Genomic DNA, 11432 nt, shown 5'->3' on the forward strand with positions numbered 1-11432 from the left:
AATGCTGAAATCATTCGACGAACTCATTACCGCCGTACAAGAAAAACCGAGGAAAAAGATCGCCATCGTCAGCCCCGAAGGGTCGACCGTGATGAAACTGGTAAAGCAGGCACTTGAGGCAAAACTCGCCGATTTTATCCTGGTGGGAGATGAAGAAAAAATAAAGACCATGTCTGCGGAGGCTGGCTTCGATGCCAATCTCATCAATATCATCAATATTATCGACCAGAAGGAAGCGGCCGAGGAAGCGGTGCGGCTGGTGGTGGTGGGAAGCGCCAACGCCATCATGAAGGGAAATCTCCCCACCGCCACCTTCATGCGGGCCATCCTCGACAAACAGAAGGGGCTGAACGACAACAAGGTCATCAGCGAGATCACCATCTACGAGAAGATCGTCGATGCTCCGGGAGGAGGCTTCCGCTTCATTACCGACTGTGCCATCAACGTGTCGCCGACCCTGGACGAGAAAAAGCAGATCATCGAAAACGCCGTCGGCCTGGCCCACAAGCTGGGCAACGACTTGCCCAAGGTGGCGGTCATCTCGGCGGTGGAGGTGGTCAATCCCGCCATGCCGGATACCATAGAGGCGGCGGCCCTGAGCAAGATGGCCGAGCGGGGGCAGATAGAAGGATGCCTCATCGAGGGGCCCCTGGCCTTCGACAACGCCATTTCGGTGGAGTCGGCCAGATACAAGAAGATCAAGGGGGAGGTGGCCGGCCAGGCGGACATCATCATGATGCCGAATCTGCTTTCGGCGAATCCGTTGCGCAAGTGCCTGGTTTACTACACCCAGCAGCGCATCGCCACGGCAGTCATGGGGGCGAAGGCGCCTATCGTCCTTACCTCCCGCTCCGATTCGGCCGATACCATGCTGCTGACCATTGCTTTAGCGGCATATATTTCCTGAAGCGAACGCAAAAATTGTCCTGATTAGCACTAATCTTCCGCCAACAAGATTTCCCCCTTTGTGAAAGGGGGGCAGGGGGGGATTTCATAGAGCCGCAACAGCAAATCCCCCTAAATCCCCCTTTCATAAAGGGGGACTTGGATCTGAAGCGGAAGATCAGTAGTAAACACAAAAATAGTTGTAAGTGTGGTGGCGGGACACAGGAGTGTTCCGCCTTTTTTATGCTCACCGGAAACTCTGTGGAAAAAGGCAGTCGCGGCATCGTCCGTACGCTATGTCGCCACAACTGCGGACCTTGTGGTGCCGCCTGTGTAATAGGGCATGATACTTGAAGTGGCGGATCCATTCCATTCAACATGAGGCGGGTGTCTCGCTTGCCGCTGTAGCTTGTCACTCACTCCCGACGCCACGACTGCCTGCTACGGAAATGTGTGAAGAACCCTTTTTCGGTCTGCGGCATGTTAGAGCGCCTGTTGCCGTGACTTTGCCACGTGTGTAAATTCCGGGTCTTTTGCCCCCCAATTCATGGTATAAATAATCACGGCTGCGGCCCTGGTTGCTGCCGGTGATCCCACCAGATTCGGAGGAGAGATTTATGCGGGTCAGCGAAATCATGCTGGCAACAAGGGTGCAGATTCGCCCAGGCGACACCATACGCAGGGCCGTGGAGCTGCTCCAGTCATCCCGGCTGAACGGGGTGCCGGTGGTCGATGACCAGGGAAAGCTGATCGGCTATTTCTCCAAATCCCATCTCTACGATTGCCTCTTGCAGAGCGTCGATATCGATTCCACCATTGAAAAACACTATATCCGGGAGGTGGTAAGCGCCTGCGAGGACACCACCTATGACAGTCTTGAGGCGCTCTCCCAATGGCTGCAATCATGCCGGGTGGGGCAGACCATCGTCGTCAACCGGGAAAACGAGCCGATCGGCGTGGCGACCCAGGCGGGGACCGTCCTGGAGCTGCTGGATCGGACCGACTATCTTTTCCGGGAGCTGTCCGGGGTCATCGAGAACGTGCCGGCCGGCATCCTGGCCACCAGCGACACGGGCATGGTTACCATGGCCAACCAGTACGCCAAGAATATCCTCGGGGGGGTGCAGTCCGGGCGCTACATCGGTGACTACCTCCAAGAGCTGGAAAGGGATTTTTCGCCCGTCATCAGCGGCAACTGGATGCTTCCCCGCAAGATCGAGCACAACGCCCTGAAACTCATTGCCACCGCCGTACCCATATACCAGAATATGAAAAACAAGGGGGTCATTTTCGTCATTCAGGATATGACTGATGTGGAAGGGGTCGCCCATGAACTGGAAACGGTCAAGGAACTGAAAATGACCCTGGAGACGGTCCTTGAGGTTGCTTACGAGGGGGTGGCGGTCCTGGATGAGGCGGGGATGATCACCCTGGTCAATGCCCGCTTCTGCAACAAGATCGGCAAGCCGAAAGATAATATTATCGGAGAGAACATCAACAGGTTCATTCCCCTGTCCCACAACCAGATGCCGCTAAGTGTGCTGGAAATAAATGCCAAGCCCTGTGTGGTGTCCACCCTGCCGATCACCAAGGAGGGGAACACAAAGGGGTTTGTCGTCAAGATATATGAGGATCTTGATAACCTGGCCGATATCGTCCAGCAGATCAACCGGATCAACATGCAGCTCAACTATTACAAGAACGAGCTCTACAAGGTAAACGGCACCAGCTACACTGTGGGGAGCATCGTCTGCCGGGACGAGCGCATTGCCACCCTGAAATCCCAGGTGCTGCAGGTGGGCAGGAGCAATTCCACCGTGCTCATCACCGGCGAAAGCGGCACCGGCAAGGAGCTCTTTGCCCATTCCATCCACAATGCCTCCAACCGCCGCAAGGAACCCTTCATCAAGGTCAACTGTTCGGCCATTCCAGGTGAACTGGCGGAGGCGGAACTGTTCGGCTATGAGGACGGCGCCTTCACCGGGGCGCGCAAACAGGGAAAACCGGGAAAATTCGAGCTGGCCGATTGCGGAACAATCTTTCTCGACGAAATCGGCGATATGCCCCTGGCCCTGCAAAGCAAGCTGCTGCGGGTTATCCAGGACAAGGAGATCGAGCGGGTCGGCGGCGTCAAGGCCCGCAAGGTGGATGTGCGTATCATCGCTGCCACCAACCGGGACCTGAAGCGAATGGTGACCGAAGGGACATTCAGGGAGGACCTCTATTTCAGGATCAACGTCGTCGAGCTGAAGATTCCCCCCCTGCGTGACAGGCGCAAGGATATCCCGCTCCTTGCCGACACCTTTATCCGCAAATACAACAACCAGTTGGGCCGGCGGGTGGAAGGGATTACCGAGGCGGCTCTGGAGGCCTTGACCCGCTACGACTGGCCCGGCAATATCAGGGAGCTGGAAAACATCATCGAACGGATGTTGAATTATCGGGAAAGCGGACTGATCGAACTGCAGGACCTTCCCGAAGAGATCGTTGGCCGCCCAGGCGGAATGGCGGCAAAGGCTACCCAGACCTTGGCAGTCATGGAAATGGAGACGATCCAGGCCGCCCTGGCGGAGGCCGGGGGGAACAAGTCCAAAGCAGCGCGGCTCTTGGGTATCAGCCGCTCCAAGCTCTACGAAAAGCTCGGCAGCGACTGATAGTTATCGAGTTGTCTGTACGGAAAACAGACAGTTGTCCGGATTCCGGACAAAGATTCACTTGAAGAACACCATTGTTTTATCCTGCCTGCCATGTCTCACTGGAAAAATACTGCAGATTCCAGTAACTTTGCCATATCTTAGCAACTTTAATCACTAAAACATCATTTGGCATAACAGTTGCTCTTACTCCGGTAAGCATCACCTCAAGCTGAACCCTTGCCGATGCCGACACTATCCAGAGAAGGAGCACCTATGACTTCATCAAAGCAGGTATTAACCGATTGCACCCTTTGCTATCACAGCTGCGGCACCACCGTTACCGTCGAGGACGGCAAGGCGGTAAAGGTGGAGGGGCTGAAGGGGCACCCCATCAACTCCGACCAGCTTTGTCCAAAGGGTGAAGCGGCCCTTACCCATGTCTACTCTCCCCATCGCATCAAAACACCATTGAAGAAAGTGGATGGAAAGTTCGTGGAAATAACCTGGGACCAGGCACTGGACGAGATCTCCGCCAAGCTGCTCAAGCTGAAAGAGGAGTTCGGCCCCAGCGTCCTTGGCGTGTTCAGCGGTTCCATCGGCGTCGAAAACCTGGAGATGGCTCAATTGACACAGAGATTCAAGGCGGCCTTCGGCTCCCCCAACTTCTTCTCCGTGGAAAGCATCTGCTATCGCATGCGCATCCGCACCAGGCAGATCACCTTCGGCAAGTACCCTACTGAAGAACTGGATTCCAAGCTCTACATTCTCTGGGGACATAATCCGGACGCCAGTGATTTCCCTCTGAAACTGGCCCTGGAGCGGAATCTTGCCAAGGGTTCAAAACTGGTGGTCATCGACCCCCGGCGAACGCCAATGGCTGATCAGGCGGACATGTACCTGAAGATCCGTCCCGGCACCGATGGCGCCATGGCCATGGCCATGCTCCATGTGATCATCAAGGAAGACCTGGTCGACCATGAGTTTGTCGACAAATTCACCATCGGCTTCGACAAGCTGGTACCCCATGTGGAGCCCTTTACCCCGGAATGGGCAGAGGAGATCACTTGGGTTCCCGCAGACAAAATACGGGAGTTGGCGCGACTTTTCGCCACCACCAAGGGGGCTTCCATTTTCCAGGGAACCTGTACCCAGGACCAGACCGCCGGCGGCACCCAGAACAGCCGCGCCTTTTCCGTGCTTCAGATCATTACCGGCAATATCAACGTCCCCGGCGGCTGGGTGATCAGCCCCCGCCCCCACTTCGGCAATGTGGGGCTCAACGTGGAGGGGGACCCTTTAGGCATGGATGAATACCCGCTCTTTATCGAGGTCTGGGGGAGAAAGAGTCCCTACGGCGTCATCACCATGGTGCCGGAGGCGATCCCCGACAAGTTGAAGGCTTTCTATGTGGTGGGAGGCAATCCCCTCGTCTCCATGGCCGATTCCAATGCCTTCCGCGAGGCCTTCCGTCGCCTGGATCTCCTGGTGGTCCATGACATGTTCATGACCGAGACTGCCCAGGAGGCCCACTATGTGCTGCCTGCCTGTTCCCACCTGGAAAAGTGGGGTCTGGCCTATACTTACAACGTCTGCCACTGTCTGCCCTATCTGATGCTGCGCAAGAAGTGCATCGAACCCATCGGCGAAAGCTGGTCGGAATGGAAGGTCTTCACCGAGTTGGCCAAGAGGCTCGGCATCGGCGACAAGTTCCCCTGGCAGAGTGAAGAAGAACTGATCCAGTTCGAACTGGGACCGACCGGCATTACCTTCGAGCAGATGCTCCACGACCAGCCGGAAGGACTTTATTACGGCGAGAAGAAATACGTGGTCAAGGACGGGATGTTCGCGACCCCTACCGGCAAGATCGAAATCTACAGCGATGCCCTGGCCCAGGTGGGAGCCAACCCACTGCCGGAATACATCGAGCCTGAGCGGAGCCCCAGGAACAGCGATGCCAAGTACCTGAAAAAATATCCGCTGATCCTTTCCACCGGCCACCGCAACTACTACTACGTGCACAGCCAGTTCCGCGGCATCGACGAGCTGAAGGCTGAGGCTCCTCACCCCGTAGCCGAAATGGGGCTGAAGACCGGCTCCACCTACGGTCTGGCCAGTGGCGACGACATCCTTATCGAGACCAACCGCGGCTCCATCAAGATGAAGGTGGCTTTGGATGAGCGGGTGGCGGAAGGCTGCATCTTCGTTCCCCATGGCTGGTCGGGTGAGGCCAATGCCAATCTGCTCACCGACACGGATTGCCGGGAGAAAATTCTCGGCTACCCCGACGTCAAGTCTTTGATGTGCTCGGTGCGCAAGCTCTCAGCCGCAGCGTGATCAGTATCTCCATCGGAGGAGGAGTCATGCACGTCCACAGACATCACAAGATAAGGACAGCAGGCCGGCTTGCCGGAGGGAAGATTACGGGCATGACCGGCGTCATACTGGCGGGAGGGAAGTCGAGCCGCATGGGTTACCACAACAAGGCGCTCCTCCTCCACCGGGGAGGACGAATGATCGAGGGGATCTACCGCACCCTTGCCGAACTCTTCACGGAGGTGATCATCGTCACCAACACGCCGCAGCATTACCAGTTCCTCCCCTGCCGGAAGGTGTCCGACATCTTCCCGGGGAAGGGAGTGACAGCCGGCATCCATGCGGCGCTCAGCCAGTGCAACGAGGAGGCCGTCTTTACCGTTGCCTGCGATATGCCCCACCTGAACCCGCAATTGATCCGGCACCTGGCCCAGCAGTACCAGGACGTGGATGTGGTCATTCCCAGAAGCGATGGTGGCTATGAGCCCCTCCATGCCATTTATGGCATGGGGTGTCTCCCGGCACTGGAAGAACTGCTGGATAAAGGGGAACAGCGGGTCATCTCGGTGCTCCCCAAGGTTCGGGTAAAGGAGGTGGAGGCGGCAGAAGTGGCCCGGTTCGATCCCGGATTCTGTTCCTTCGCCAATATCAATACCCCGGACGATTATTACCGGTTGCGCAATGCTGAAAAGGACCCTGACCCTTTGGGACAGGAAAATGAGATGCTTTTGCAGTCGTCTTAGCGGCCGTGGTTGTAACAGGCTGTTAGGTAAAGACCGGCCACACCAAGCAACGTAAGTGAACAAGAGTGGTAAAGAGCAACAGGATCGGGGCAGGAATTGAAGGTAAATTCCTGCCCCGGTTTTTTTGCGGAAGAGTTGTTAATGTTTCGCTGTGGCGATGCCGTAACCGGTGGTTTGCCGGTTCGCCGTTGGACGCTAAAAACCAGCAAACAATGTCCCTTTTTTTGCTCGAAAATGAAAAGGGGAATAGCTGGATCGCTATTCCCTTTTCCGGTGTTTCCCGTAGTTATCTCTCTCGTATCCAAAGCAGATTCGAGCCGTCGTTGTTCTGTTCGTCGGCCACCGAAAGATTAGCCTTGTTAGAGCTGTCCAGAATCAGACGAGGATTCGATTGTCCCTTCACGCTGGCCGGTGCGGACCAGGTAGCGCCGTTGTCGTCGGAACGCCAGACTTTGATGCCGGTAAAGGTGTAATTCCAGTCCACGACCGTTCCGGTTTCAGAGGCTACAGTAATGACTTTGGTCGGCGAGACCACTACACTCGGGCCAGAGGTGATCCCACCATAGGAATGGTCGGCAATCAGGGTACGCGCTCTCCAGGTCGTGCCGCCATCGGTTGTAACCATGAGAGACAAGCTTTCTGTCGGCACTCCTCCAATAACTGCAATGTAGTAAGAGTTTGAATCCGCAACCGCCAGAGAAAGGTCCTGGCTCATGCTTCCCAGGTCAGCTACCAGTTGCGGTGCCGACCAGTTGTATGATAAAGCAGGCTTCTTGTTGAGATAGACCGACTTTGAATCGGCGACGTATGCGGCGTAGACGTTGTCGGATGAATCTACTGCCAACGCCGGTTCACCCACACGCATTTGATACGCCGGCAACGGCAGTACCGTAGGCTCGGAGAAAATTCCCCCGGGGGCTTGCGCGCCAGTGTAATACAAGGTCTCAGCCGGCTGTGCACCAGTCAACGATCCATACACAACGTGAATGCTGCCGCTTGCGGTGACTACGAGTTCGGCTCCGTTCATGACATTTGTGGTGCCGTTGATCTTGACGGGCGCGCTCCAGCCGTTCTGATCCGGTCGTGTCGCGAAGAAGGAGTAATAGATGTTGTCCACACCGCTGCTCTCGGTTGATTTCCATATGGTATGGACAATCTTCTGTCCCGGGTAGAGAGGGTCGTTGCTGATGGCTACTCGGGCGCTGAATTGGTCAACCGCCGTAAAGGCGACGGGGAATGCAGAGAAATCGGAGGTTTGAAGGGCTGTGGATCGGCCCCACAAAGCTCCTCTGTTGGCGCTTTTTACGATTCGCACCGCGTCCTGAATTCGGCCGTTGGTGTTTGCCATGGCCGCAGTCTCGGTGCCAAATGTTGCATAAAAATTCTGGCCATCAACAGCCATACGACCATGCCCTCTGCCGGGTACGCCTTCCCCGAATTTGACAGGAGCATTGAATAAAGGGGTCGATGCTGCAAAGGCCAGGCTGGAACTTACTGTCAGTGCAACAACGAGTGCTACTAATACATTTTTTCTCATGAATCCTCCTCTGTATTTGTGCCGTTAAGGCTGGCAGGCATTCTAAGGAAAAAAGTTAGCTTGAGTCAATATATAATTTTCAATTACAAAATACAAAGGCCGGCAAGGTCGGGCGTGTTTCCACTCTGGAAGTTTCTCCTATTGCTACGGCCCGTCTCAAGATCGGCCTGTCGCAGAGCGAATTTGCAAAATTGCTTGTTGTATCGCTCCGCACCCTCCAAGAATGGGAGCAAGGGCGGCGAACTCCCTCCGGAGCAGCGAAGTCTCTTATCACTATTGCCATCAAGAAACCGGAGCTTATAAAAGAACTGCTGGCTGCTTGATGCTTTCAATTATGGTGAAACGTGTAGCTCTGACACCAATATGTTACCCCCGCCAAGATAAAAGCGAAAAACTCTTTACACTGCCAGACGGATCGCTGAAACAATTTTGATCTGCTCCACTCTCTCTAACAAACCAGCAAACAACATCCTCTTTTTCCCCTTTTTCCCCTCTCGCGATATACGAAAATGAAAAAATAATTTGTTGTGTTGTTGTTGCCCGGTGATATAAGAATATTAATTATACTTTAATAATTTATCGCTTAGGAGTTTATTTTTTTACGACAAGGCTAGTGAGTCGGAATCCTGTAGAACCAAGGCATTGTGAAAGGAGGTGAGTTCTTGTGATTGGGAATTGTGGTATTCACTTATTCCACAAACTTAAATTAATCCGGGCAAAGTTTGTTCCCGCACCTTTTGACAAAACCTCGTTCAAATGGAGGGGCGTATGAAACTGAATAAGCGGATGAAAGGGTATCTCTTAGGAGCGACAATAGCCTTCTTGCTGGTGGTTGCAGGTAACACCTCAGCTCAGACATTCTGTCCGAGCCCGAAACGACCAATCGACTGTACCGTCGACTTAAAGTCGGGGACAGCTTCCCCCGGTTGCAGTATCGCACCGTTGAGCCTGCTCGTGGCACCCGTCGACTCGAATGGTGACGGGTGGTTTGAGGCATGTGTCCATGTTGATCTCAATCCTGCGTTTGGGAATACTAAAATCGCAGTGGCGACAAAGTACGGGCATGCACCCTCTGACTGGACCTTCAACGTTGGAGATTCTCTCACCAATAATGGCTTTGGTGGTGATAGCAGTACTCAGAGTAATGATAGCGAAGCGCAAGTCCTGAACAAGACGCTTACGATCTTCGCCAATGATAATGGGCCCGGGGATAGAATTTCTGAGGTCATATTCCCTAGGCTCGCCGGCCAAAAAGTCTGCTACGAGATCCGCGATCAATTCATCGGCTGGAGTGAAGGTGCATTGAGTGGGAGTTCGTCAACGCCGAACCCCACGCAGATGCTCTTTGCATTAGCAGGAGAGAGTGACTCGGAGGGACCAATTAACTACGACGTCTTTATCTGCGGCAACCGCGTGGTGGATGGTGGCAATCCCACCACACGGACGGGAAAGGGACTTCGGCGGATGCAAATCCAACTACAGCCGTGAGTAGACAATTTCCAAGAGAGGTCGATGGGACGTTGTTTGAGAGGTCGAGGGGACGTTGTTTGTTTGTTGATTTGTACATACTAACTAGCTGAAATTATGTGTATGGAGTCAACTGCCTCTCGATGCGGAAAATATGTTAGCAAACCAGCAAACAACGTCCCCTTTTCCTCTCTCGTCCCCTTTTCCTCTCTTTTCCTTTTCTGCCCTCTTTGCTAATATCAATACTCCGGAGGATTATTACCGGTTGCGCAATGAGGGTGCGCAGGATGGAGAGGTGCAACCGTGCAGGTGTTGCCGGTGATGAGTTAAAGCCGGTAATTTCTTTTGGATGCAAAAAAAAGCATCTTCCGTTGTGGAGGATGCTTTTTTTGTTGTAAACAAGGTTCCAAAGATAGCTTCATTAACAGCAAACTGTATAAAAATATTAATTGACATTTCTTGTTTATAAATGAGATATTTCTGGCCTACATAAAGGGGCAAATGTCAAAGAGAAAAAACCAGGTGTTGTCAAGGGTCCAGTGTAGCAATGGGTCCAAATCTCAAAGTCAGGCAGGCGCTATTCCAGTGCCGGCAATTGTGAACTGTTACATTGCGCTTAAGCGCCGCTGCCGACCATTAGATTTACAAAATGATCGCGCCACGAGCACGAAATAACATCAACTCACAAGGGAGAGTGAAGATGAAGATACTGCGATTAGTTTTGGCCATGGTTTTTGCCGGTATAATTTTGCTTTTCAACAACGTGGAGGAAAGCACAGCGGGAAATATCGCGACATACAACTGTAATATTGTTGATAAAGATGTTCAGGTGAAGTTTAGATATATGACGTTAGCATCTAAACGGATCCTGATCAGCACAAACAAGAGAAGTGTGGAAGTAAATTCAGATGACAGCTGGGCGACATTCTATATGCTAGCACACACAGACAGCACGGGGCTGGTTGAGGTTCAGTACGAGATCGGAGCCTGGGCAACATATTTTGAGATATTGTCGTGCGCCGAGGTCATATATCCGTAACAGCAGAACCAGGCCACTGAAGCCAGAAACATTTCTGGAGGGGCAACGAATAAGTCGTTGCCCCTTTTGTCTCAATTGAAGTAGGGAGAGGTCGAGGGGACGTTGTTTGTTTGTCGATTTGTACATACTAACTAGCTGAAATTATGTGTATGGAGTCAACTGCCTCTCGATGCTAAAAATATGTTAGCAAACCAGCAAACAACGTCCCCTTTTCTGCCTTTTCTGCCCCTTGCTCTGCTGTCCACTTTTGTAATTTGTAGATCCCTCTTATCCGTATTCCGCCGCAGACCTTACCTTAGGGTTGTCCAACTTCTCACTCTTATTTCATCTCCGCCGGATGTCTCCTGGATTTGAGGTGCTTTTGGTTGTCTCACTGGTCGGTGTTGGTGAAAGGAGATATTTGTCATTTCCTATTTTTACGCTAGGCCAAGAACAACCTGCGGCTGTGATTACACCTGATAGCAGAACAAATTTTACAAGGCATCGGAACAGGATTGACATGTGGTCTCCTCCAGAAAAATTTATGATATTTTGCAGCGGCTATTTTATATTCCAACGGATCTGGCCCTGATCTCCCATTTAGAGCCCTTTGTTCTACAGAAATTGTTCACATTCATACACCCCCGGAAGCGATAGTGTCAAGAAGTTCATTAGAGTAAGTTTTCATGCGGAATTGGGTGGATGGGGGAAAGCACGTTTTTGTCGTAACGTATCTCAATGGGTGGGGCAGGAAGGCGACAGGTTGCAGCAGTCGCCGTATATGTTGCTTAAAGCGGGGCCTTGGCAAAGGATAGGGCAGGATTTTACAATCA

The 11432-nt window shown here is 53.0% G+C and carries 8 protein-coding genes; 7 read left to right on the forward strand and 1 reads right to left on the reverse strand.

Going from position 1 to position 11432, the window contains the following annotated elements; genetic code table 11:
• Nucleotide 1 precedes the first annotated feature (1 nt).
• The 4 genes from GEOB_RS00720 to mobA all read left to right on the forward strand — a co-directional run bounded on the left by GEOB_RS00720 (nt 2) and on the right by mobA (nt 6577).
• Nucleotides 2-907 carry a bifunctional enoyl-CoA hydratase/phosphate acetyltransferase gene (locus tag GEOB_RS00720; protein WP_012645250.1) on the forward strand — a complete coding sequence of 302 codons (906 nt, stop codon included), beginning with the start codon at nt 2-4 and terminating at the stop codon, nt 905-907.
• Between the two features lie 595 nt (nt 908-1502).
• A complete protein-coding gene (locus GEOB_RS00725; RefSeq protein WP_012645251.1) occupies nt 1503-3539 on the forward strand; it encodes a sigma 54-interacting transcriptional regulator in 2037 nt (678 codons plus the stop codon).
• 255 nt (nt 3540-3794) lie between these two features.
• Complete coding sequence (locus tag GEOB_RS00730) at nt 3795-5855, forward strand: molybdopterin-containing oxidoreductase family protein (protein WP_012645252.1); 2061 nt, start codon at nt 3795-3797, stop codon at nt 5853-5855.
• A 26-nt stretch (nt 5856-5881) separates the two neighbouring features.
• Nucleotides 5882-6577 carry a molybdenum cofactor guanylyltransferase gene (gene mobA, locus GEOB_RS00735; RefSeq protein WP_012645253.1) on the forward strand — a complete coding sequence of 232 codons (696 nt, stop codon included), beginning with the start codon at nt 5882-5884 and terminating at the stop codon, nt 6575-6577.
• 286 nt (nt 6578-6863) lie between these two features.
• Here the strand turns inward: mobA and GEOB_RS00740 are convergent, their stop codons facing one another.
• Nucleotides 6864-8114 carry a beta propeller repeat protein gene (locus tag GEOB_RS00740; RefSeq protein WP_012645254.1) on the reverse strand — a complete coding sequence of 417 codons (1251 nt, stop codon included), beginning with the start codon at nt 8112-8114 and terminating at the stop codon, nt 6864-6866.
• Nucleotides 8115-8254: 140 nt separating this feature from the next.
• On the opposite strand from GEOB_RS00740, the gene GEOB_RS20375 reads away from it, so the two are divergent.
• The 3 genes from GEOB_RS20375 (at nt 8255) to GEOB_RS00750 (ending at nt 10620) form a co-directional block, all read left to right on the forward strand.
• Nucleotides 8255-8437 carry a helix-turn-helix domain-containing protein gene (locus GEOB_RS20375; protein WP_268741661.1) on the forward strand — a complete coding sequence of 61 codons (183 nt, stop codon included), beginning with the start codon at nt 8255-8257 and terminating at the stop codon, nt 8435-8437.
• A gap of 445 nt (nt 8438-8882) precedes the next feature.
• Nucleotides 8883-9602, forward strand: coding sequence for a hypothetical protein (locus GEOB_RS00745; RefSeq protein WP_012645255.1), 720 nt, complete (start codon nt 8883-8885; stop codon nt 9600-9602).
• Between the two features lie 679 nt (nt 9603-10281).
• Complete coding sequence (locus GEOB_RS00750) at nt 10282-10620, forward strand: hypothetical protein (RefSeq protein WP_012645256.1); 339 nt, start codon at nt 10282-10284, stop codon at nt 10618-10620.
• The last annotated feature ends 812 nt before the right edge of the window (nt 10621-11432 follow it).

This window comes from Geotalea daltonii FRC-32 (genome assembly GCF_000022265.1).
Classification (GTDB): Bacteria; Desulfobacterota; Desulfuromonadia; order Geobacterales; family Geobacteraceae; genus Geotalea; species Geotalea daltonii.